This window comes from bacterium (assembly GCA_019912885.1).
GTDB lineage: Bacteria > Lernaellota > Lernaellaia > JACKCT01 > JACKCT01 > JAIOHV01.
Genome location: JAIOHV010000204.1, coordinates 1 through 22530, shown reverse-complemented (window position 1 = coordinate 22530; position 22530 = coordinate 1). Strand labels below are relative to the sequence as shown.

The following is a 22530-nucleotide window of genomic DNA, read 5'->3' as shown; positions in this document are numbered from 1 at the left end:
AAAAAAGAATCATACCAAAAATCCGTGCCTCTGTGTCCCCCGTGTTCTCCGTGGTAAACGTCTTCCGATGCGCAGTTTCAAGACGATGGTCATCGTCAATCCCAATTCGGCCGGTGGGCGCGGGGCGAAAATCTGGCCCGAGATCCGCGAGCGCCTGGCCGCGACGATCGAAGACTTCGCGTTCACAATGACGGCGGCGCCGGGCGACGCGACGACGCTGACGCGGCAAGCGATCCGCGAGGGCTACGAGATGATCGTCTCGCTTGGCGGCGACGGAACGCACAGCGAGGTCGTCAACGGATTTTTCGACGGCGGCGAACCGGTCAATCCCGATACCGTTTTCGGCATCATCCCCTGCGGCACCGGGGGCGATCTGCGCAAGACGATGCGGATTCCGAAGGAGCCGATTCAGGCGGTCGGGATTCTGGGCGGGCGCGGCTTTTCACCGATCGATGTCGGCCACATGACGTACGTCGATCACGCGGGGCGGCCGGCCGCGCGCTATTTCATCAACATCGCGAGCTTTGGCCTTGGCGGCGAGGTATCCGCGCGCGTGAACGGTGCGTCGAAGTTGTTGCCCGGAACCGTCGTTTTCGCGTGGCATTCGCTGGTGTCGCTTCTGACGTATCGGAACAAGAAGGTCCGCGTCGCGATCGACGGGCGCGACCTCGGCGAACGCAAGCTGTTCGCGGGAGTCGTCGCGAACGGTCGCTTTTTCGGCGGCGGGATGAAGGTCGCGCCGTGGGCAAAAATCGACGACGGTTACTTCGACGTGATCCTCGTCTGCGATCTCGGCCGCATGCAGGCGATCACGCAGATGCTCGCGATTTACAAGGGAACGCACATCAACCACAAGAAGGTCGAGGTGCAGCGCGCGCGCACGGTGGAGGTCAGCTCCGCGCAGACGGTGCTGCACGACGTGGACGGCGAGGCGCCGGGCCGCCTGCCTTCCGTGTACCGCATCCTGCCCGGCGCGTTGAGGGCCAAAATGTGACCCCATCGTGGACCGAAATCATTCGCGCCAAGCGCGATGGCAAGGAACTCGTCGCGGGCGATCTCGTGGCGTTCGCGTCGGCCGCGGGGCGGGGCGAAATCCCCGACGAGCAGATTTCCGCGTTTTGCATGGCCGTGTATTTTCGCGGCATGACGCCCGGGGAGACGGCCGCGTTCGCCGGTGCGATGCGCGACTCCGGGCGCGTCGTGGATTTCGGCGACGGGCCGACGCCCGTCGACAAGCATTCGACCGGCGGCGTCGGCGACAAGGTGTCGCTTGCACTCGCTCCCCTTGTCGCGGCGTGCGGCCTGCGCGTGCCGATGATCGCCGGGCGCGGGCTCGGTCACACCGGCGGCACAATCGACAAGCTCGCGGCGATTCCCGGATTCCGCACCGATTTATCGGTTGACCAGTTCCGCCGCGTGGTCAACGACACGGGCTGCGCGATCGCCGCGCAATCCGCCGAGATCGCGCCCGCGGACGGCCGGCTCTACGCCATCCGCGACGTGACCGCGACGGTGGAATCCGTGCCGCTCATCGTCGCGTCGATCCTTTCCAAAAAATGCGCCGAGGGCGCGCGCGCGCTGGTGATGGACGTCAAATGCGGCGGCGGCGCGTTCATGAAATCGCGTGAGGAGGCCGGCTTGCTCGCGCATGCGCTCATTGACGCGGGCCGCGAACTTGGCCTGCCGGTGCGCGCGATTCTCACGGACATGACGCAGCCGCTCGGCCGCGCGGTCGGCAACGCGCTGGAAGTCGCGGAGGCGTTCGCGATGTTCGACGGCGCCGCGCCGGACGATCTCGTCGAGGTGACGATGGAGCTTGCCGCGCACATGCTCGTCGCCGGCGGCGCCGAGCGCGATACCGGCGAGGCACGCGCGCGAGCCAGGCGGGCGATCGACGATGGATCGGCGCGCAAGACCGCCGCGGCGTGGATCGCCGCGCAAGGCGGCGACGCGCGCGTGTTGGATGACGCCTCCCTGTTGCCGCGCGCGGCGGTCGTTCGCGATGTCAACGCATCGCGCGACGGCGCGGTGTCGTCGATCGACGCGTTCGCGATCGGCCTTGCGGCGGTCGAGCTTGGAGCGGGCCGCGCGACACTGGGCGGCCGCGTCGATCCGTCCGTCGGTTTCGTGCTCGCGAAAAAAGTGGGCGACCGCGTGCGCGCGGGCGAGGCGATCGGGACGGTGCACGCGGCGAACGATGACGACGCCGGGCGCGCGGCCAAACGCCTCGCCGGCGCGGTCAGTATCGCAGAACGCGAGGTATCGCCGCCGGCGCTCATTCTTGGAGCGATCGATGCCTAACGTGCTCGTTCTTTCCGCGCCGCTGCCCGCCGCGAACGGGGCCGTGGTGACGATCGGCAATTTCGACGGCGTGCACCTTGGCCACCGGCAGATTCTTGCGCGCGTGCGTGAGACGGCGCGCGCCGCCGGCGCGGTCGCTGTGGCGCTGACGTTCGACCCGCACCCGATCAAATTGCTCGACGCGGAAAAAGCGCCGCCGCTTCTTTATCCGCACGACGAAAAAGTGCGTCTGCTGGAGGAGGCCGGCGCGGATCTTGTCGCCGTGCAGCCGTTCACGCGCGAGGTCGCGGACATGCCCGCCCGCGTATGGGCGGCTTCCGCGCTCGCGGATCAGCTTCGCGCGCGCCATGTCGTCGTCGGCTACGATTTCCGGTTCGGCCAGGACGCCTCCGGCGACGCGGCCATGCTCGCCGGGATCGGCGCGGCGCGCGGATTCGATGTGGAGCGCGTCGGGCCGGTGATCGAGGGCGACGCGCCGGTGTCGTCCACGCGCATCCGCGATCTGGTCGCCGCGGGCCAGATGGAAGAGGCGGCACGCCTTCTGACACGGCCCTTTTTCGTTCGCGGCACGGTGTCGCGCGGTCACGGGCGCGGGCGCGGGCTTGGCGTGCCGACCGCGAACATCCGGACTCCGTGGGAGACGATTCCGCGCGGCGGCGTATACGCGGCGATCGCGGAGCGCGGCGCGCACCGGTACGCGGCGGCGGTCAATATCGGCACGAACCCGACGTTCGGCGACGGGCGGCTTTCCATCGAGGCGCATATGCTCGAACATCCCGACATCGATCTGTATGGCGAGACGATCGCGATTCATTTTCTTTCGCGCCTTCGCGACGAGACGAAATATGAAAGCACCGAAGAACTGGTGGAACAAATGAGTCGGGACATTGAAATGGCGCGCGATGTGGCTGGGAAGAGGATCGAGGATTGAGAATCGAGGATGGAGTGGAATCGCACGAAATGTTTTGCTTTCCGATAGTCGAGGTGGAAAACGTGAACGTCATGAACCGGGGCGCGTCCGAAATCGAATTGACGCAACTCAGCGCCAAAACGCGCGTGGAATACTATTTTCTATTTTCTATTTTCTATTTCCTTGGGAGCGGCGCGTAATGCGTTCCTGGAAGTTCTGGCTCGGGCTCGTTCTGTCCGTGTTTTTCTTCTGGCTTGCGGCGCGCAACATCGACGTTGGCCTGTTTCTCTCATCGCTCGCGACGATCAAGTCGTGGGCGGTCGTGCTGGCGATGGCGATCGTCGTCGCGACGCTGATGATCCGCGGCGTGCGTTGGCGGTATCTTCTTTTGCCGGTCAAGCCGATCCGGTTCCCGCAATTGTTCTGGTCGACGACGATCGGATTCGCGGTCAACAACGTGCTACCCGCGCGGCTTGGCGAATTCGCGCGGGCGTATTCGCTCGCGAGGCGCGAGACGATTGCCTTTGGCGCGTCGTTCGGCTCGATCGTCGTGGAGCGCCTGTACGATTCCTTCGCCGTTCTCTTTTTGTTCACCGGCATCCTGTTCGCGTTTGATCTCGATCTGTCGCGCGTGATCCCGGTGAGCGAGGGGCGCGTCGCGCTTGTGCTGGCCGTGGGCGGCGCGGGGTTGCTGGCCGCGATCCTCGCGCTGAAGTGGAAGACCTACGCGGCGGTGGCCTGGCTCGGCTTTCTGCTCAAACCGCTGCCGCCTCGCGCGGGGAAATTCGTCATCGGCCTGTTCACGTCGTTTGTCCGCGGCCTGACGCAGTCCACGCGCCCGTCGCACGTCGCGATCATCGTGGTCACGTCCATCGCGATCTGGGTCGTGAGCGCGTTCAACATGTACTACGCGGTGTACGCGTTCGACGTCGAACTGTCGTTTCGCGCCGTCGTCGTCCTCATCATGGCGGTCGCGGTGGCGGTCGCGGTTCCCGCCGCGCCGGGCTACGTCGGCGTGTACCACTACCTCGCGCAACAGGCGCTCGTGAAATACGCCGGCGTGGAGGAGACGCTCGCGCTTTCGATCGCCGTCATCATCCACGCCACGAACTATCTTCCGCAGACGGTGCTGGGACTGGCGCGTTTCGCGTATGAAGGGCTATCGGTCAAGCAGATCGAGGCGGCGAAGGAGAGGATTGAGGATTGAGGATTGAGGATTGAGGATTGAGGATTGAGGATTGAGGATTGAGGATTGAGGATTGAGTCTTAATCCACGCGCCACTTGCGGCGCATCACTGTCAGCATTCGACTGACCTCGTCGATGTATCCGCGAAGATCCTGAGACTCCGCCATCGTAAACCATCGAAAGTCTTCGCAAAGCGTCAACAACGTTTCCGTCTCCGCGAGCGAAGCCTGTGCGATGGCGAAGAAGTGCCCCTTTTCTTTTTTCGAGTTGCGGGTCCACCCCTCCGCGATATTCGACGGCACGGAAACCGCAGCCCCCGTGATCTGCGAACGCATGCCGTACGTTTCCTCTTTCGGCAATTTCGTCGCCAGCGCGTAGACCGCGCGCGCCACGCTCATCGCTCGTTGCCAGACCTCGGTCCTGCGATAATGAAGTGTGTTTTCCCTGTCTTCGCCCATCTCGCCACCCCGCGTTTTTGAATCTCAATCCTCAATCCTCAATCCTCAATCCTCAATCCTCGATCCTCGATCCTCATAGCAGCGACGCCAGCCCGCGATTCGCCCACACCACGAAACGCAGGTCGCGTTCCGCGAAAAGCGCGGTGGGATCCATGAGATCGACGGCGATTTCTTCGGGCAGGTCGATCGCGAACACCACGACAAGGTCGTTGGCGGACAACGAAGCGTGCGGGCAAACCGCCTCGGGGATTGTGATCTGCGGTTCGCTCGCGGGAACGATGATGTCATAGACGGGGCAGGCGGGGTTTTGCGCCTCGTGATGCACCAGATATACGTCCACGCCCTGCTCGAACCCGTCGAGCTCGAACGTGACGACGCCGCTCGCGACGTCGAGTCCCGTCGCGCCCGCGTCAAACAGCGGCAGCAAATCGTCCGCATCGAATTGGACCGCGCTGCCGAAGTTCGAGATATCTTCCCGGGTCGTCAGGATGACGGATGCATTCAGCGTATCGAAGTCTGCGGTGAGACTGTCGGTTCGCGCGAGCGCGACGATGAAATCGGCGTCCGGCACATCCGCGGTCAACAGCGCCGCGCGACCGTCGGCATCGAGCACGCCGATCCCCATCGGTACGAACGCGCGGTTGGGCACTTCGGCGAAGACCGCTGCGATATGCGCCGCGCCCCCGGCGTTCTCGGCGATAACGGTGACGATCCGATCGGCCGCGCGCACGCGAAGACTCGCCGTCGCCACGTCGCGCTCGGGCGCGATGCCGACGTGCGTCGCGTGGACGGCGCCCCAGAGCGCGGAGGCGTTCGCAAGCGCCGCGTCGAGCGCTCCGCCCGGATCGTTCGTGGCGAAGGCGGTAACGATATCCGAAAGTTCGCTTGCGTCGTACACATCCGAAAAATTCACCTCGGCGGCGAATCCGGCAAGCGCGTTCGTTTCTATCAGCGGCACGACAAACGCATCGTTCGAGCCGATGATCGCGTTCGCGCCGGCCGTCGCGCCAAGCGCGGGGAGGAAGATATTTCTCGGCAGGTCATAGCTCGTCGCGCCAAAGGTCAACGCGAACGTCTCGTCCGCGTATAACGCGGGTGGCGGCAGCAGCAACTCCTGTCTGGAAACGCCCGGCCACGCGAAACCGAACGCCAGCGGTTCGGACGCAAGATAGTCGCCGCCGGTCACGTTCGCGGCGCCGATGGGGGTTCCTCCGAGCAGGAAGGAGCCCTCGGACGCGTCGTCCGTTTCGGGTTCGCCGCAAAGCAGGCGGAAATACATCACGCGCGCGTCCGCCAGGTAGGTCCAAGCGCGGCATCCGTCCATGCGCGCGGTGACGAATTGCACGGAGCCGCCGGCGGGGACCGAGGCGAAACCGTCCTCATCGGTCGTATACGTCTGCCCGCCGTTCAATATGTCGACCCCGGCAAGGGGCATGCACGTGGCGTGATCGAAGGCCCAGGCGCGGATTTCGCCGTCGATTTCGCCGCCGGCGATCAGGTTCGGCGCGACGCCTTCGGGATCGGGCAGGGCGCAGGTCAGTGGATCGAAGTCCGTGTCGGGGTCGTCCGAGGCGTCGTCGTCGGACAGGCCGCCGTCGTCGTCTCCGCCCGCGTCGTCGTCGTCACCGGCGGAGAGATCGTCGTGCCCCGCGCCGGCGTTGGACGCGCCGCAATCGCAGCCCGCGCCGAACGCAAGCGCGAACGCCAGAAGAAAAAACGCAAACACGACGGACGCGCGTCCGCCGAAACCATGCCGCGATGGGTTCGTCCGCATGCGTTCGTTTATCGGCCGTTCGCGGGAAATCATCAAGCAGATGTCCAACCCCAATTCACCGATGCCGGGAATTGCGTTACACTTGGTGCCTGCGGTCGATCGTCCGCGAAAAGGAGCGACGTCCAAATCGTGCCGACGATTTCTCGATTTTACGGAATGACGGTATTTATGAACGCCCGGGACCACAATCCGCCACATTTTCACGTAACCTACGGTGGCGACGAGTTTTGTTTTACGATTTCGCCGGTCGGTGTGCTCGAGGGACGGCCGCCAAAGCGCGTACGCGCATTAATTTTTGAGTGGGCCCGGCTTCACGAAAACGAAATCATGGCAAACTGGACGCGTTTGCGCCACGGCGAAAATACGAATTGGATTGAACCTTTGGAATAAGAAGATGACGACGGAAATTCACGATAATGAAACCCTGAACGGCCGTCGAGCCGACGCACTGCCGGACCCATTGCCTCGCATTGTCGAAGTCGGCCTCGCGGGGAATTCGACGGTGCATGTTCGTTTTGACGACGGCCACGAGGGCGACGTCGATTTTGCCTCGACAATCGCCATCGGTGGAATTTACAGCCCGCTCGCATCACGCGAATTTTTCGGAGCGTTTCGGATCGGGCGCAACGGCCGGACCCTGGAGTGGCCGGCGCCGGACGGCTCGTTTGACGAGACCCGCGTCCTCGATTTTTGCGCCGACGCCTTATGGCTCGAAGTCACGGACCGCGAGCACCCGATTTCCGATTAATTTCATGCCGCTTCACGCGGTGCGTCCCGCCTTTGCCTACCCCCGCGGCGCGGGTCTATAATCCGCCCAATTCCTGGGGGGCGGGTTACACCATGCGCCGGATATCGATGCGTCTTCTTTGCGCGGTTGCTGCGCTTTTTCTGTTTGCCACCGGGTGCGGATGCGACGAAGCCAGCGAGGACGCCGCCGGCGACGCGGCCTACGACGCGCCGCTGCCGAGTGATGACGACGACGCGGATTTCCCCGCCGTCGATGACGATGTGGCCGACGATGACGCGCTGGACGATGACGTGCTCGACGACGACGCGGACGATGATGCGGTCGATGATGACGCCTTCGACGACGACAGCGACGACGACGACATCGACGACGACAGCCACGACGACGATACCGGGGATGACGACACCGGCGACGATGACGACACGTTTCCGCCGCCGCAGCCTAACCCGAACGCGAAAGCGGACGCGTTTCGGCTGTTCTATAAAGAACGCACCGCGCGCGCGAACGTGAGCCTCAACCGTTTCGCGCTTTCGGACGACGCGGTCGCGGCCAACGCATTCGGCAAGGCGGCGGTCGCGAGAGACGGCGACGAATACGAGGTCGTGGCGGGCCCGAACGACAACAACCCGTTCGGCAAGACGCTCTTTTCGACGTGGAAGCTCTATCAGGCGATCGGCGGGCGCGAGCTGGAACTTTCGCTCATCCGCATGCTCGAGGGCATCGTCTTTAACGAGGCCGTGTCCGGGCATCCGGGCCTGACGACGCGCGAGGCGTATCCCGGTTGGACGCGTACGATGGACGGCGCCGGCGACACGATCACGCGCACCAAATGGGGGTTGCCCGTCGCCGGGCCGGTGACGTATCCACCCGCGCTCGAACAGGAAATTCTGGACGCGTTCTACGACGGCGTGACGTTCACGTACCGCGAGAATCCCGAAGAGTGGATGTTCAACTTCAAGGCGGTCAACGAGCTGACCGCCTACGCCGTCACGTACGTCTTCGATGAGCTCGATCACGATCCGCCGTTCCTGCGCCAGTCGGATTGCTGCTCGTCGATCATGATCACGCAGAAAGGTCCGTGGACCGGCGCGTATTGGGGCAACCAGAACTCGCGTGACAACTTCACCGACTACGCGATGGGCTACATCGCCGCGTTCGAGATCGAGGCGACGCCGGGACTGCCCGCGGATCTGGCCGCCGCCGCGTATCGCGCCGCCGAGGCCGCGCGCCGCACGGGCGACAACATCGTCGCGCACGACAACGTGCTCATGACCGTTGACGAATGGCACGACTACGAAACGCTTTCCCCCGCCGGCGAACGCAACCCCGACGGCGAGGTGGAGTGGCAGGACTTGGGGAGCCTCGCGAGCTGCCAGATGGCGTACGTCGCGCATGCGATCTCCACGGGAGGCCTGACGTGGCCGGTGCCGCAAACGCCGTTGCCCGGCGCGATCGAAACCGCAACGATCCGCAAGATATTTAACGACCTCGGCCTGCCGCCGCCACCGCTACCCGTGATGCAGTGCAAGAGCATCGACGACGCGATCATCGGCCTGACCTGGCGCGAGGTCGTGGACATGGAGATCTTCGGCGTGCCGCTGTGGGATGTCGCCGACGTCATCGCGGGGCTTTATCCCGATCTGTTCCCCGAGCTGCTCGGTAGCATGATGGACGACTTCGCGGAGCTGATGCTCGGCGCCGTCGCGCTTTGCTATTACGCCGATACCGCCGGCGAGGACGAGTTGCTCGACCACGCGCGCGACACGCTGTGGAATTTCATCGAGCTCCAGAAGATCGTCGCGCGGCTGGTCTACGGCGTCACGACGCGCGTCACCGCGAGCGGCGCCGCTGATCTGGAGGCGATCGCGGACCTCATCGCCGCGACGAACGAGATGCTCTATCGCGGCGCGCTGTACGCGCGGATGTTCGGCATCGATTCGCCGCTCGAATATTTCGACGACTTCGCGCGCGGCGACGCCAAGCTCGTGTATCTCGAAAACTTTCTCGCGATGCCCGACACGGCGGATTGGGCGCTCATCACCGACGATCAGATCGCGGCGCAGGTCGAAGCGCGCCTGACACAGTTGGCGAACCGCGCGCCGTGGCGCATCGACCGCTATCGCGATCGCTTCGGCTACACCTATCCCGTGCGGCGCGCGGGCGACGGCTACGAGGCGATCGGCACGGACGGCGAATGGCAGCCGACCGAAAACCCGCGGCACGTGTGGTTCAGCCTGGACGCCATGAGCGTGTGGCACGACGCGGCCCTGTGCGTGAACAGCCCGGAAACCCTGGACTGCACGTGGGCCGCGCTCGGTTGTGTGGCGGCCGACATCGACGAATCCGGCGCGGTGGACGCAACGGACGCGTCGTTTTTTGCGGACGCCTGGCTCGCCTACGGCGACGGCGCCGCGTGCACATCCGACAACGCCTATTGCGACGGCGCCGATACCGACGGCGACGGCACGCTAACCGCGGACGACGAGGCGTTTTTGCAGGCGGCGACGGGGTGCACGACGGACGTGCCGTGATGAGGAAACAGGAAGCAGGAAACAGGAAATAGGAAAGAGGTCGTCGCGCCGCGGCGATTTTGCACGGACGCGCGGTACGTATCAGATCCGCGACAGTTAGGGAGCGGGCGGTTCCTCGTCAACACGCAACGCCCGTTTCGTTAAACCTCCAAACTTCTCCGCCAGAAACGCGTTCTCGACCCGTACGCGCCAAGCCACCAACGCGAGAAACGCACCCACCGCGATCCACGCCCAGCGCACGTCGAGCGCAAGCGCGAGACCGGTGACCGTCGCCGCGTTGCCCGCGTAGATCGGGTGACGCAGGAGCCGGTACGGCCCGCTCGCGACGAGCGTCTGTTTCGGATCGAGGTTGCGCGCGGTGGAGGTGTAGTTCGCGCCGATCTCCCGCCGGCACCAGAGCGTCCACGGCACCGCCGCGACGACGAGCGCGCGGCCGATCCACACGCGCGCACTTGGCTCGATGACGCCGCGCGAGATCGCCTCGGCTGCTGCCGCGGCGACAAACGCGCCCAACGCGATCGCAAGCGCGTAATACGTCGGATCGCGCCGGTCGTAATGCGCGTCGGCCGCGGCGCCGCCGGTGCGCCGCGCAAAAAGATGCAGCACGCCAAAGGCCGCGAGAAGCAGGGCAAAAATGGCGAGGAAAAGGCGCATCGTCCCGTCAATCATTTGCAGGCGGTTGTCGCGAACCGCGTTCGTCAAAATCGGCGACGTGCCACGTTAAACGTGCCCGAGTTTTTTCGCACGCAATCAAAATCGCGCGCGCACGCATTACGGAGTCAGGATTTACCGCGTGCCCCTGGGGGCGGTCGCCGTTGTCGCTCAGTGCGCGACGGGGTTTATCATGAACGCGATGAAAACCCAGGCGAATGTTCCGGCGACAAACAGCAGCTTCGCGCCGCCGGCGAAAAGGCCCGCCTTGGCGATTCTTCGTATGGGGACGGACGCCGCATCGGCCGCCTGCAAGGCCACGATTCCCAACACGACGGCCACAACGTCGAGCCCAACGACCACGGCCGCGCTCAGAACCCAGGACGCGATCGCAAACGCCAGCGACGCCCACGCGAAATACCGCGCGCGCGTGTCGCTTTTCGGCGCGGGCGTTTTCGGCGGTTGCTCGTTCATGGCGGATCGTTCCCGCAAAGCCCGACCGGCGTCAACGGTTCGGCGGTTCGGAGGCCGGCGCCGGTGGCGTCCACTTGTTGAGGCGCGCCCACGCGTTGAGCGGCTTCGCACCTTGCGCGGCGGCGATGCGGTTGAGCAGTTCCTTGGACTCGCGAAGGTGCGTGTTCATCGACATGAGGATGAACGGAATCGCGATCCAAAGAGCCGTGACGACTAGCCCGATGACGACGTAAAGGCACGCCCCGCCCGCGAGAAGATCGGTGAGAGAGTCTTCGGTGTTCATCGCGTTCCTCCTTTATATTTGCCGCTGCTTTTCGTATTCGAGAAAAAATTCCTTTAAGCGCGTGAGCCGCTCTGTGCGTTCCTCGCGTCGTCGTTTTACCTCTGCGCGCGCGAGCGCGACGCGTTCCGCTGGCGAAAGGTCTTGCCAACCGGCGGGTATCCATCGGTGTTTGATAAAATTGCAAGTGTTACACGCGACAACGAGATTTTCTTCGTTGTCGCGGTCTTCGATTGTCGGGATGACGTGATCCACTTCCCACGCATGATAGTCGTCGTAGGTGTCAAGCAACCGGCGACCACAGTACGCGCATTTGAATTGCTGCTTCTCCGCAAGTTTATATTGCGAGAGTGCCCACTCCATGCCGATTTCGCGCGTGCGTTTTCGAAATTCATCCTCGGTCATGCCGTCCCCCTATTGCTTCGCGCCCCTCGCGTCGTCGCGGTTTTTCGTGACCGCTACTCTTCCCGAAAGTATTCCGCGAAGGTTTCCAGAAAGTCTGGTTTCAACGATGACGCCAAGCCGTGTGTGGCGATCGCGTCCACCTTTTCCTTGAACGCGTCGAACGGCAGAAACCCGCAAATTTCGTTGAGCGGCTTTTCGCGCAACTTGAACGTAGGGCGCAATATTTCCTGTTCGACCTTTGATCGCCTGTCATCGGGAGCAACGATAAAAAGCCGAATGTCCAAATTTGGTTGAAGCGCGAGAAGGTCGCTCATCCGCAATAATCCCGAATAGACGCTCGTGGTGCTTTCGACTTCAAAAGCCGCGACAATTGTGTTCCCGCGCAACCACAACACGTCGATGAGCTCGATTGTTTTTGTCGTCGCGTCGTTGAATTGAACGGGAAGTTCATCGACCATTCCGGGCATGGCGCCTAGTCTTTTGCCCGCGCACGATTTGTTTCGATCATTTCTCGCGACCCAAGCGTTGATTCCCATGTCCCCCGCTAAGCGAAGTAAGCGATACTGAATTTCGGCGTGCAGCGTGGTTTCCTTGGCTTCGTCAGTCGATCGCTTACGCGGCGCGCTCACGTCCTCGGGTTCGGGAACGGTGACAGACGTCGCGACTTCGCGTTTTCCCTCGCGCCGAGTCGCTTGATAGACCTTCGCCTTCAGTTTTTTGGGATCAACCGGCCGATCAACGGGATTTCTCGCGGCTTCGCGTACGGCGTCGAGTATGCGTTTCCCGTCGGCTTCAAATCGGAACAGGTTTGGACTTCGCCTCACGAAGCCCTTAAACTTCCCCTTGTCCTTGGGGCTTTTGTAGAAGTCCACCGCACCGGCGAAGGCGTCCATCGGAACGCCGAATTCGGGAGCGAGCGTCACGAGAGGCTTCACCGCGAATCGAACCGGAAAGTCGTTTTCGCTCCAAATTGTTTCGCGGGATTTCGAAACGCCCAGGACTTCAAGCGCGCCTACCCACCTTTGCACGCCCGTCAGGTAGCAAAGAAAAATATCACCTGGTTGAATTTTTTTGATCGCCGCTTTTTGCGACTCGCGAAAACCCGAAACATTTGAACCGGCGGCGAGAAATTCTTTCCAGGTTCTTGGAGTGAATGAGTCAAGCCAATAGGGCACGCAACCCCCCTTTTCGTCTTCGCGGTTTGGTTTTCGCATTTTCCTTCTCACGTTCGGCTTTGATGCGCGCGAGCGGTTCGGCGGCGGATTCGTATTGACGAATTGCAATGGACAAAATCGACGCCATCGTGATGCCTCGCAACGCGATTCGATAACGGCGAACTTGCCGCACAGGGGTTCGGCGTTCGCAGAAACGTACCGGATTTTCGTTTGTAGGCCAGGAGGGACTCGAACCCCCGACCAAGTGATTAAGAGTCACCTGCTCTACCAACTGAGCTACTGGCCCGGAGCGAAATTACGTATCGGCGTCGCGCGTGTCAACGCACGACGCGCTTTTTTCCTTTTCGCGTTTGCCGTGTCCTTGATTTTGTTGGACACCGCGACCCGGGTTTGGCGGGATGGACCGCGGCCCAGGAAGCGGATCGACGCCATGCCCCCGATTCGCGTAAGGTGCGCGCCGTGAAAATTCCGAAATCGCCCAAGGTGCGCACCGTGAAAATTCCGACTTTCGTCCTTGTCCTTTTTGGTGCGCTCGCGTTCGCGCCGGCCGCTTTTGCGCAGCCGACCGCGCCCGAAGCGCCGACGCCGATCGGCGACGTGCGCCCCTACGCAAGCGGGCAGGGTGCCGCGCCGATTCAGGTCGATCAGATCTTCGGCGCGTTTACCTTCGCGCGCGTTCGCGACGACGGCTCGTTCGAGAACGGATACGTTGAATTCGAGCCCGATCACACCTTCACGCGCGTGACGCACGTTGACCGCGATCGCGATCAGGTGGCCGACGACGTCATCGTCACGCGCGGAACGTTCCGCGTCGTCGCGGGCGATGCGGAATCGGGCGCGCCGCACGTCGCGCTTTTCGGCGAGGACGGCGCGCGGGCCGGGCGCGTCGAGGCGCCCGCGTTTCGCGGGCGCGAGGTCGCGGCGTTCTCGCTTGGCGGCGTCTCGTACACGCGCAAGGGCGCGAACGATCCGTACTTCGATGCGGCGCTCGCGGCGACGCCGACCGGAACGCTGATCGTCACGACGGAACCCGCCGGCGCGACGGTGACGCTCGACGGCCGGACGCAGGCCGGCTCGACGCCGATGACGATCACGGACGTCCCGGCCGGCGAGCACGAGGTGCGTGCGCGCGTCCCGGAGAGGCCCGAGCAGGCGCGGACGGTGACGATCACGAAGGACGTGCAAACCCGGGCCGAATTCAATCTGTCGAAGGATCGCGGCGAGCTATGGATCAAGACACGGCCGCGCGTTCGCGTTTTCGTGGATGGCGAATATCGCGGCGATACCCCGGCGAAGATTCGCGATCTCGCGCCAGGCGGACATCGCGTGCGTTTCGCGCTGCCGCTCATCGGCATGGAGCGCGAGGAGACAATCGATGTTCCGATCGGCCGCGAAACGCGCATCAAGCGCGAGTTTTTCGGCCGGCTTGCCATCGACGTCGGCCGGCCGGTCACGGCGTACGCGACAAACGGGCGCGCCATCGGCTTGTCCGGCGGGGAGATCCCGTTGCCGGTCGGGCGGCATGTGTTGACGCTAAAAGACGCGCAGGGGCAGGAGCGGCGCGCCGCGGTCGATATTCGGCTCGATGAAACCACGGCGCTAACGACGCCATTCGATGCGCTCGACGTGGAATAGGGCCCATCATTTCTTTTTTTGAAGCTGGAGGACGGACCATGCGTATTTTGAATCGGCGCTTGATGTACGCGGTGTTTTTTGTGGCGGCGTTCGCGCTTTTTGCCGCCGTGGGTGGATGTTCGTGCAGCGACGAGGACGACGATGACACGCTCGGCGGCGATGGCGGCGGCGGCGACGACGATGACGCGGGCAGCGGCGAATGCGACGTGGAGCCGATCTGCTCGGCCTTTTCGAACGACGGCAGCGAAGGCGGATTCGTGTCCGCGGAAATTTCGAACGACGGCGACTACGCGATCGTGACGTCAAACGGCTTCGCGAATTACCCGATGGGCCCGTTCGACATCGGCCCGGGCGACGTCGTCGAACAGGATCACGAATTCTGGATTCCGCTCGATCCGACGCCGCAGGACACCGAAACGCCGCTCGGCCCGGTCGGCGTGATGACCAACGGCATCCCGATCTTCAACCCGTGGGACGCCGTCGAGCTTGCCGGCTGCCGCAACAACGCCAAGTTCGTGCGCGCGGATTCCTTTGACCAATACGAAGGCCATCCGGAGCAGACGGGCGCGTATCATCACCATACGGGCGGCGTATTCCTTGCGCCCGGCGACACAGGTTATGCGTTCAACGCCGACGCGCACTCGCCGATCCTGGCGTACGCGTTCGACGGCTTCCCGGTTTACGGTCCTTACGGCTACGACGACGGCAACGACGCGGGCAGCGGCATTCGCGTGTTGACGACGTGTTATGAACTGAAAGCCAAGCGCGACTGCTGCCTGGACGAGGACATGTGCGGCACGGACGCGCAATTCGAGGGGACGACGCTTTCGCTCGGCGCGTTTCTCGATGACTACGAATTCGACAACGGCCACTACCAGGGCGGCCAGTGCGATCTGAACGAATACAACATGCGTTTCCAGAAGACGCCGGAATATCCCGACGGCGTGTGGGCGTACGTCGCCACGATCGAGGACGGCAAGACGGTCTATCCGTTCCTGTTCGGCATGACGTATTACGGCGACGCCTGGGAGGATCCGGACGCGGGAGGCCCGCCTGGGAAATAAAACGGATCGAAGATCGACGATTGAAAATTGAAAATCGCACGCGCCGCGCGCACGAGTCCGGCGCGCCGCGTTTCGTTGCGCCGACACCATGGCACGTTATGATGCCCCGACCTTTCGGGAGGGATCGCATGATCACGCGGATCCGGCGGCGCCGGGCGGAGGCGTTTGCGCTTTTCATCACTGTCGCGCTTTTCGCCGGCGGTTGTTTTTCGACGGACGACAACGAGGCGGGCAATGCCGGCTTCATCGCGACCGACGCCGAGGAAAACGCGGCGGACGCGGACGGCGATGCGGAGTTGGACGATGACGCGGACGAGGATGCCGGGTCGCCCGCCACGCTCGACGAGATCGACGAAGATACGATCGGCGAATTCCGCGTCACGGTTTACACGCACACTTTTCCCGAACGGCTCGACGACACGGCGACCGGAGCGTTCGAGCGCCCCGCGTATGCGTACGACGCGATTCCGGTCGATGCGAAATACACGCACGTCCTGTCGTTTCAGATGTCGCCGATGATGCCGCCGCTGATGGACGCGACGCCTTCAAACGGCCCGATCGTCCTTTACTCCGACGAGATGGACGTCATCGTCTTCTCGCCGATGGATGCCTTTTTTGCGAGCGTGGTGAACTTCCGCGAAGGCGCGCTTATCTCCGGCGTCGCCGGGGAGGTGCGTGGTATCAAACGTGATTTCGCGCACCGCTTCGTGTTGGTCGAGGGCCGCGGCCTGCGCGCGACGATCGATGCGTGGGGCGACGTGATGCGCGCGGATCGCGGCAAGGCACGGCCGGATCGTTACGCCGACGCGGGTGTCGGGACGATCGGCTACTGGACCGACAACGGCGCGGCCTACTACTACGACACGGCGCCGGGCATGAACGAGCAGGACACGCTGCTGGCGGTGAAGGACGAAGCCGACGATCTCGGCATTCCCTATGGCTATTTTCAGCTCGATTCGTGGTGGTATCCGAAGGAGCCCGGCGTGTTGTCGCCCGGCGGCCTCATCCGCTGGGAGCCGATCGAGGAAATGTTCCCCGACGGCCTGACGGCGTTTCAGGAAGAACTTGGCCTGCCGCTCGTTTTGCACAACCGCTGGTTCGCGCTCGAAAACGATTATATCGACGATCACCTGTTCGTCTTCGATCCGCCGATGGCGCTGCCGCTTGAGCGCGATGTGTACGACATCTTCATGGAAAACGCGCGCGCGTGGGGCGCGATCACCTACGAGCAGGATTGGCTGATGAGCCAATACCTCGGTGTGGCGCGCCTGCGCGACAACACGGATTTCGGCGCGAAATGGATGCGTCACATTGATCGCGCGGCGAAGGCCAAGGGGCTTTCGACGCAGCTATGCATGCCGGGCGCCGCGCACCTCATGAGCGCGGTGGACATGAAAACACCGACGAGTATTCGCACGTCCATCGACTATCGCAAGAATGTCTCCAAGGAGTCGTACTGGCCGCAGTTCCACATCGTGAACCTGCTCGCGCACGCGATCGGCGTGTGGCCGTACAAAGACAACTTCTGGTCGAGCGAGGACCACGGTCAGGCCGAGGCGCTCATCTCCGCGCTATCCGCGGGCATGGTCGGGCCCGGCGATCCACTTGGCGCGGTGGACGTCGGTATCGTGATGAGCACCTGCCGCGCGGACGGCGTGCTGCTGAAGCCGGATCGCCCCGCGTATCCGATCGACGCGATGTTTCTCGACCACGCGCGGCCGTTCATAACAACGACGCACTCGCGGCGCGCCGAGGCCACGTGGCGCTACGTCGCGGCGTATCATCTGGCCGCGGAGCACCCGCAACGCAGCCTCTTCGATCGCGTGTGGTCGTTCGTGAGTTACGGACTCAAGGACGTCGCCGGGCAGTTCGTGTTTCCCGATCACGTGACGGACTGGTCGCTCGATCTCGCGACCGAGATTGGCGCGACGGGCGACGTGGTTCTCTACGACTGGCGCACCGCGCGCACGCGTGTCGTCAGCGGCGAGATTTTCTTCGAGCGCTTCGCCGCGCTATACGACTTCGCGTACCTGGTCGCCGCGCCGATATCCGACAACGGTCTTGCGCTCATCGGCGAGCCGGACAAGTTCGTCACCGTGGCGGATCGGCGCTTTATCGACATCGACACGACGGAGGACGCAATCCGGGTGGCGCTCGCCGGTGCGCCGGGTGAGGTCGTGACGCTGCGCGCGTACGACGCGAACGCGAATGCGCTGCTGCCGGACCTGACGGCGACGATCGGCGCGGACGGCAAGGGCTTCGCGACGATCGAGCGTTAGTTTTTTTACCGCGAAGGCGCGAAGAAAAACGCAAAGAGCGCAAAGAAAAACAAATCGCTTTTTTCCCCGGCGTCTTTGCGCCGTCTTTGCGTCTTCGCGGTAAACATCATTCCAGCACGTCATTCCACGCCGGATCGTCGTTCACAAGCATTTCGATCCAGTCGTAGATCGACGTATTGCCGACGGCGTAATTCGGGCCGCCCGGTAGCAGGAACTGATACGTCGTGTGCGTCGCGGTATCGATGAAAAAGCGCGCGAAGCGGTCGGGATGCAGCGCCTTGATCTGCCCGGAGACGTCGAGCAGAAGCGATTTGAAACGCTCATCCTCCATGCGCAGGAACCAGCCGCTGATGATGAAATCGCGATACGACGAGAACAGCCCGATGCGCAAGGACGGGTCCTGCCGCAGATAGAGATCGTAGAGCCATGTCTGGATCGGGCCGTCCTGACAGCGCTCGCACGCGGCGGGGATGCGCAGGTTCCACGCTTCCTTGATCGTCTCCCAGGTTTCGGGCGCTTCCGGATCGAAGAAACCGACGCCCGAGTCGGAGAACACGTAGATCGGCGTGTCCATATATTGCGACTTCACGACCGGGTAGGCGATGTAAGTGCCGAACGCGCCCGCGCTCGCGCCGGTGACGAGCACCTTGTCGGGATTCGGGAACATCGCTTTGGTCAAGGCGGCGGCGGCCGCGGTGTGGCGCATGCCCTGGTGATAGACGACGCGGCCGAATTCCTCGATGACGGCGTCGCCGACGTGGATGCTGTTGTCGCAGTACGGCACGTAAACGAAATTCCAGTCGGCGAGCGGGTTGTCCGCGTCGCGGTTGCGATAGCCGAGATTCATGAACGCGACGTCGAGGGCGTAGGACAGCCAGTAGCCCGGCCAGCTCGCGCCGCCGCCCTCCAGGAAGAACATGACGTTGTTCGACGTACCGGGCGACACCGCGACGCTCGCGGGCTTGCCGTTATAACAGCGCACATCCCGTTCATCGAAGTAATAGCGCGTGTAGCCATTGCCGATTTCCTTCGAACGCACCGGCCGGATGTCGAGGTAGGGGAGGAAGCCCGCCTCCTCGAACATCGCCCACATCTCTTCTTCCGTCGCGTCGTCGTCGCCCGATGTGTTGTCGTCGTCCCCCGTGTCGTCGCCGCTGTCGTCGTCCGGCGCGTCGTCGGCGTCATCGTCAGCAGGGTTCTCATCATCGGAGCCGCACTTGCCGCCGCCGCACGTCTGGCCGGGAGGCGAGGTCGCGTCGTCGCCGGTGCCTTCGCTTTCATCGCAGCCCGCGATCGCAAGTGCGACGAACAACGCCAACGCGCACACGACCGCAACGATGGCGCGGCCGCGACCGTCACCGCATCCATGATCGAGCATGCCTGACCACCGACTCCGAGGGTGAATATCGATCGGCAAGGCTTATCGTTGCGACAAACGGCGCCGCGACGCAAGAGGCGTCATCGTCGCGCCCAACATTGGGCTCGGGCACGGGAATCGGAACGGGAATCGGTGGCGATTGGGTCGGGGATAGGGATGGGTTCAATCCCACGTGGTTCAAGACCTCTTTCCTCTTTCCTATTTTCCCGTTCCTCCATGATATAGTTCACGCTTCGAAATCGCGTGACGGGAGGGACTTCATGGCCACCGCGTTCCGTCCACCGAACCGCGCGTTGTGGGAAATCACGTGGCGTTGCGATCTGCGCTGCGACCACTGCCTCGTGCACGGCGGCGGCGCCAAGGACGGAGAGCTTTCCACCGGCGAGGCGCTTGATCTTGCCGATCAACTTGCGCGCCTGGGCGTGCGCGCCGTATCGCTCACCGGCGGCGAGCCGTTGATGCGTAGGGACTGGCCAGCGATTGCCGAGCGCGTGCGCGCCCGCGGCATGGCGCTGCGGTTCGCGCTGAACGGTCATTTGCTCGACGAAACCGCCATCGCGACGCTCGTCGATCTCGGCACGGAATCGCTTTCGGTCAGTGTCGACGGCGTCAAGTCGACGCACGATCGCATTCGCCACGGACCTCGCGGGCCGAACGGGGCGTCATCGTTCGACCGCGTCATGGACGCGATCGACCGCCTTGCCGCGACGCCGATCGTCGTCACCGCGCGCACGTCGATTTCGAACGACAACATCGACGATTTGCCCGCGTTGTACACGCTTTTGCGCGGCCGCGTGAAAAAATGGGTCATTCAGATCGCGCATCGCACCGGGCGGATCGCGTCGGATCACGCGCACTTCACGCCGCTTTCGGTTGAGCACCTGCCGCGCGTCGCGGATTTCATCGTCCGGCACGCGCGCGATCCGGTGCTGCAGCCGCGCGCATTCAATAGCATCGGCTACCTTTCGCGGCACGAGCCAATCCTTCGGCAGGCGGGCCGCGACGCGAAAAATCCCATCTGGCGCGGATGCCAGTGCGGCATCGTTTCCATTGGCATCGAGCCGGACGGCGGCATCAAGGGCTGCGCGAATCAGGTGGGCGATCCGTTCATCGTCGGAAACGTGCGCGACGAAGCGCTCGACGCGATCTGGAACGACCGCCCGCGCTGGCACTGGCTGAATCCGACGCCCGACAAGATGACGGGAAACTGCAGCGGCTGCGCGCTTGCGCAAAGCTGCTCGGCGGGTTGTTCGGTGCTCGCGTACCGCACGACGGGCGAGATGTTCAACAACCCGTATTGCCTGCGGAAGATGGAAAACGACGAGCGCGCCCGGACAACGGGGGCCGCGCCGTGATCGTGCTCGTCGTCGTCGCCGACAGCCTGCGCGCCGACGATCCGGGATACGCGGGCGGAGCGGATACGCCGGCGCTCGACGCACTCGCGGAAGGCGGCGCGACGTTCGACGCCATGTACGCGGCCGGTGCGTGGACCGTGCCCGCGTTCATGTCGCTGCTTTCCGCCGGTTTGCCGCACCGCGTCGGCGTGTGCCGCTGGCGCCATCCGTTTCCGCCGAACCGGCCGACGCTGTTTACCGCGTTTGCCGACGCGGGTTTTGAGGTCGCGGCGTTTCATCCGCACCCGCGATGGGGATTTCTCACCGTGCCGGGGAAGGGGGTCGTCGGCGACAGTCAGGAGCCGCGACAGGTCATCGAGCGGCTTCGCGGACGGCGCGGGCGCGATCTTATTGTGGTGGTTCACCATTGGTGGACGCACCTGCCGTACGTCACGCGAAAGATGCCGCGCCGCCTCTGGCACGCCGCGTGTGACTACGCGCTCGAATCGTTGAACCGCCACCCGGAGCGCGTCGCCCAAACCCTCGCGCGAACGCATCGCAAGTCGGTGACGCACTTCTCCGAGGAGATTCTGCCGCGCTACATCGACGCCGCGACAAGTGGCGGCGAGGCGGCGCTCATCGTCGTGACGGGCGATCACGGCGAGACGTGGGGCGCATCGCTGCCCAAAGGCCGGCGCGTCGAGAATATCTACGATCTGCACGGTCGATGGATCGCCGACGAAACGGTGCGCGTGCCGCTTGTCGTGCACGGCCGCGCGGCGGACGGGTTCGTTCCAACAACGCGCGTGTCGGGATTCGCGAGCGGCGTCGATTTCACGCCGACGATCTGCGACCTCGCCGGTGTGCCCTGGCCCGCTTCGGCGCCACACGCCGATACCGATGTCGCCGGCGTTTCGCTCGCGAATTGCGTCATGCACGGCGCCCCTTCGCCGCGCGACGAAATCGTTGTTGTATCGAGCCACAACACACACGAGCCGAACACGTATCCCGAAAACGGCCGCGCCATGTGGCGCACGTTCGGCCTTCGCCGCGCGGATGCGTGGTTCGTGTACGACGGCGTCGCGTGCGAGCGCGTCATTGCGCCGGTCGGCGACGCGCCCGCGGCCGTCGAATCGGATGCCGTTTTTGCCCGACTAGCGCGCATGCACGCGGCGAGCGTCGACTCGGCGCCGATCGTCGATCACGCCTCCGCCGACGATTTACGCACGGGGCGCGGCGATCCGGTGCGTGCGCTGCGTTCGCTGGGATATCTCGAATAGCGATCCGCCGCCGTGAACGCGAAGGGGCCGTCATCAGGGGCCGGCCAGATCCTTCGCTTCGCTCAGGATCACGAGCCCTCGATCAGGATGACGAGCCCTCCCGCCGTCCAGGGTTTTGAGCGCGGAGTTCTGCTTTCGGCGTTCAATGCTCGGCATTCATCGAATTCAGCAACCCCATCATCGCGTAGAGCGCGTGCTGATTGTAGTCGATGCGGATGTCGCCCGCGGCCAGGCCGCCTCGGATGCCGCCGATCGCGCGCTCGGGATGCGGCAGGAAATATGTATTCTCGCGCGAGTATTGATTGGCGATCACGAAGCGCATCGATGCGGAAAGCGCGCCCGCGAATTCGCGGGCGGCGTCGTCGTCGTTCGCGAAACGCGCGGCAAGATAGTTTTCGTACAGCGATTCCGCGCGCGCGGACGTCGGCGCGGTACGCGGCGGGCGCGCGTTTTTCGCGCTGCCAAGATAGGCGGGGAAATAGCCCGCCTGCCCCGGCCGCCACTGGCGCGCGATGACCGCGCCCGCGTGTTCGTATCCCAGCGCGCGCCATTGGTCGCGCCGCGCGGGGTCGGGATCGACGCGCGCAAGCCGCGCCCACGCCATCGCGTGCCAGCAGTAACGGCCCACCGCGTCCGGACCGTCCGCGCGCCAGAGGGCCGCAAGCAC

21 protein-coding genes and 1 tRNA gene are annotated in these 22530 nt (G+C 63.9%); 12 read left to right on the top strand and 10 right to left on the bottom strand.

Annotation, left to right across the window (positions count from 1 at the left end; genetic code table 11):
* Positions 1-67: 67 nt before the first annotated feature.
* From K8I61_18310 to K8I61_18295, 4 genes are all read left to right on the top strand, one after another.
* Positions 68-994, top strand: a complete 927-nt coding sequence (locus tag K8I61_18310; GenBank protein MBZ0273998.1) for a diacylglycerol kinase family lipid kinase — start codon at positions 68-70, stop codon at positions 992-994.
* Complete coding sequence (locus K8I61_18305) at positions 991-2301, top strand: thymidine phosphorylase (GenBank protein ID MBZ0273997.1); 1311 nt, start codon at positions 991-993, stop codon at positions 2299-2301. The genes K8I61_18310 and K8I61_18305 overlap by 4 nt, the downstream gene beginning before the upstream one ends.
* On the top strand, positions 2294-3232 hold the full coding sequence (locus K8I61_18300; protein ID MBZ0273996.1) for a bifunctional riboflavin kinase/FAD synthetase: 939 nt from the start codon (positions 2294-2296) through the stop codon (positions 3230-3232). The genes K8I61_18305 and K8I61_18300 overlap by 8 nt, the downstream gene beginning before the upstream one ends.
* A gap of 178 nt (positions 3233-3410) precedes the next feature.
* Entirely contained in the window at positions 3411-4418 is a 1008-nt protein-coding gene (locus tag K8I61_18295) for a flippase-like domain-containing protein (protein ID MBZ0273995.1), read from the top strand.
* Between the two features lie 59 nt (positions 4419-4477).
* On the opposite strand, the gene K8I61_18290 is transcribed toward K8I61_18295, so the two are convergent.
* Together K8I61_18290 and K8I61_18285 are read right to left on the bottom strand one after the other, a co-directional pair.
* The gene (locus K8I61_18290) at positions 4478-4795 is read right to left on the bottom strand and encodes a four helix bundle protein (GenBank protein ID MBZ0273994.1); all 318 of its coding nucleotides are present in this window, start codon (positions 4793-4795) and stop codon (positions 4478-4480) included.
* Between the two features lie 133 nt (positions 4796-4928).
* Positions 4929-6629 carry a hypothetical protein gene (locus K8I61_18285; protein MBZ0273993.1) on the bottom strand — a complete coding sequence of 567 codons (1701 nt, stop codon included), beginning with the start codon at positions 6627-6629 and terminating at the stop codon, positions 4929-4931.
* Between the two features lie 129 nt (positions 6630-6758).
* Here K8I61_18285 and K8I61_18280 point away from each other — a divergent pair, with 129 nt between their 5' ends.
* From K8I61_18280 to K8I61_18270, 3 genes are all read left to right on the top strand, one after another.
* The gene (locus K8I61_18280; GenBank protein ID MBZ0273992.1) at positions 6759-7019 is read left to right on the top strand and encodes a DUF4160 domain-containing protein; all 261 of its coding nucleotides are present in this window, start codon (positions 6759-6761) and stop codon (positions 7017-7019) included.
* Between the two features lie 112 nt (positions 7020-7131).
* Positions 7132-7377, top strand: coding sequence for a DUF2442 domain-containing protein (locus tag K8I61_18275; GenBank protein ID MBZ0273991.1), 246 nt, complete (start codon positions 7132-7134; stop codon positions 7375-7377).
* Between the two features lie 92 nt (positions 7378-7469).
* On the top strand, positions 7470-9908 hold the full coding sequence (locus K8I61_18270) for a hypothetical protein (GenBank protein ID MBZ0273990.1): 2439 nt from the start codon (positions 7470-7472) through the stop codon (positions 9906-9908).
* Positions 9909-10004: 96 nt separating this feature from the next.
* On the opposite strand, the gene K8I61_18265 is transcribed toward K8I61_18270, so the two are convergent.
* The 6 genes from K8I61_18265 to K8I61_18240 form a co-directional block, all read right to left on the bottom strand.
* A complete protein-coding gene (locus tag K8I61_18265) occupies positions 10005-10562 on the bottom strand; it encodes a hypothetical protein (GenBank protein MBZ0273989.1) in 558 nt (185 codons plus the stop codon).
* 168 nt (positions 10563-10730) lie between these two features.
* Complete coding sequence (locus K8I61_18260) at positions 10731-11033, bottom strand: hypothetical protein (protein MBZ0273988.1); 303 nt, start codon at positions 11031-11033, stop codon at positions 10731-10733.
* 31 nt (positions 11034-11064) lie between these two features.
* Positions 11065-11316: a hypothetical protein gene (locus tag K8I61_18255; GenBank protein ID MBZ0273987.1), complete on the bottom strand. Its 252-nt coding sequence runs from the start codon at positions 11314-11316 to the stop codon at positions 11065-11067.
* A 12-nt stretch (positions 11317-11328) separates the two neighbouring features.
* Entirely contained in the window at positions 11329-11718 is a 390-nt protein-coding gene (locus tag K8I61_18250; protein MBZ0273986.1) for an HNH endonuclease, read from the bottom strand.
* Positions 11719-11771: 53 nt separating this feature from the next.
* Positions 11772-12932: a hypothetical protein gene (locus K8I61_18245; GenBank protein MBZ0273985.1), complete on the bottom strand. Its 1161-nt coding sequence runs from the start codon at positions 12930-12932 to the stop codon at positions 11772-11774.
* A 174-nt stretch (positions 12933-13106) separates the two neighbouring features.
* Positions 13107-13179: transfer RNA gene (locus K8I61_18240), tRNA-Lys, on the bottom strand.
* A gap of 173 nt (positions 13180-13352) precedes the next feature.
* On the opposite strand from K8I61_18240, the gene K8I61_18235 reads away from it, so the two are divergent.
* From K8I61_18235 to K8I61_18225, 3 genes are all read left to right on the top strand, one after another.
* Positions 13353-14528, top strand: coding sequence for a PEGA domain-containing protein (locus K8I61_18235; protein MBZ0273984.1), 1176 nt, complete (start codon positions 13353-13355; stop codon positions 14526-14528).
* Between the two features lie 38 nt (positions 14529-14566).
* Positions 14567-15592, top strand: a complete 1026-nt coding sequence (locus tag K8I61_18230) for a YHYH protein (protein ID MBZ0273983.1) — start codon at positions 14567-14569, stop codon at positions 15590-15592.
* A gap of 128 nt (positions 15593-15720) precedes the next feature.
* The gene (locus tag K8I61_18225) at positions 15721-17871 is read left to right on the top strand and encodes a hypothetical protein (GenBank protein MBZ0273982.1); all 2151 of its coding nucleotides are present in this window, start codon (positions 15721-15723) and stop codon (positions 17869-17871) included.
* A gap of 106 nt (positions 17872-17977) precedes the next feature.
* Here K8I61_18225 and K8I61_18220 read toward each other — a convergent pair whose 3' ends face one another.
* Positions 17978-19249, bottom strand: coding sequence for a pectinacetylesterase family protein (locus tag K8I61_18220; protein MBZ0273981.1), 1272 nt, complete (start codon positions 19247-19249; stop codon positions 17978-17980).
* 260 nt (positions 19250-19509) lie between these two features.
* Between K8I61_18220 and K8I61_18215 the strand changes: the two genes are divergently transcribed.
* Positions 19510-20604, top strand: coding sequence for a radical SAM protein (locus K8I61_18215; protein MBZ0273980.1), 1095 nt, complete (start codon positions 19510-19512; stop codon positions 20602-20604).
* Positions 20601-21863 carry a sulfatase-like hydrolase/transferase gene (locus tag K8I61_18210; protein MBZ0273979.1) on the top strand — a complete coding sequence of 421 codons (1263 nt, stop codon included), beginning with the start codon at positions 20601-20603 and terminating at the stop codon, positions 21861-21863. The genes K8I61_18215 and K8I61_18210 overlap by 4 nt, the downstream gene beginning before the upstream one ends.
* A gap of 142 nt (positions 21864-22005) precedes the next feature.
* Here the strand turns inward: K8I61_18210 and K8I61_18205 are convergent.
* Positions 22006-22530: hypothetical protein (locus K8I61_18205; protein MBZ0273978.1), on the bottom strand; the 525-nt coding region annotated here is incomplete at its 5' end.

Coding starts and splice junctions, on each gene's coding strand:
- K8I61_18310 (MBZ0273998.1), top strand. CDS start 68: ATGCGCAGTTTCAAGACGATGGTCATCGTCAATCCCAATTCGGCCGGT.
- K8I61_18300 (MBZ0273996.1), top strand. CDS start 2,294: ATGCCTAACGTGCTCGTTCTTTCCGCGCCGCTGCCCGCCGCGAACGGG.
- K8I61_18295 (MBZ0273995.1), top strand. CDS start 3,411: ATGCGTTCCTGGAAGTTCTGGCTCGGGCTCGTTCTGTCCGTGTTTTTC.
- K8I61_18290 (MBZ0273994.1), bottom strand. CDS start 4,795: ATGAGCGTGGCGCGCGCGGTCTACGCGCTGGCGACGAAATTGCCGAAA.
- K8I61_18285 (MBZ0273993.1), bottom strand. CDS start 6,629: ATGCGGACGAACCCATCGCGGCATGGTTTCGGCGGACGCGCGTCCGTC.
- K8I61_18270 (MBZ0273990.1), top strand. CDS start 7,470: ATGCGCCGGATATCGATGCGTCTTCTTTGCGCGGTTGCTGCGCTTTTT.
- K8I61_18265 (MBZ0273989.1), bottom strand. CDS start 10,562: ATGCGCCTTTTCCTCGCCATTTTTGCCCTGCTTCTCGCGGCCTTTGGC.
- K8I61_18260 (MBZ0273988.1), bottom strand. CDS start 11,033: ATGAACGAGCAACCGCCGAAAACGCCCGCGCCGAAAAGCGACACGCGC.
- K8I61_18255 (MBZ0273987.1), bottom strand. CDS start 11,316: ATGAACACCGAAGACTCTCTCACCGATCTTCTCGCGGGCGGGGCGTGC.
- K8I61_18250 (MBZ0273986.1), bottom strand. CDS start 11,718: ATGACCGAGGATGAATTTCGAAAACGCACGCGCGAAATCGGCATGGAG.
- K8I61_18245 (MBZ0273985.1), bottom strand. CDS start 12,932: ATGCGAAAACCAAACCGCGAAGACGAAAAGGGGGGTTGCGTGCCCTAT.
- K8I61_18230 (MBZ0273983.1), top strand. CDS start 14,567: ATGCGTATTTTGAATCGGCGCTTGATGTACGCGGTGTTTTTTGTGGCG.
- K8I61_18225 (MBZ0273982.1), top strand. CDS start 15,721: ATGATCACGCGGATCCGGCGGCGCCGGGCGGAGGCGTTTGCGCTTTTC.
- K8I61_18220 (MBZ0273981.1), bottom strand. CDS start 19,249: ATGCTCGATCATGGATGCGGTGACGGTCGCGGCCGCGCCATCGTTGCG.
- K8I61_18215 (MBZ0273980.1), top strand. CDS start 19,510: ATGGCCACCGCGTTCCGTCCACCGAACCGCGCGTTGTGGGAAATCACG.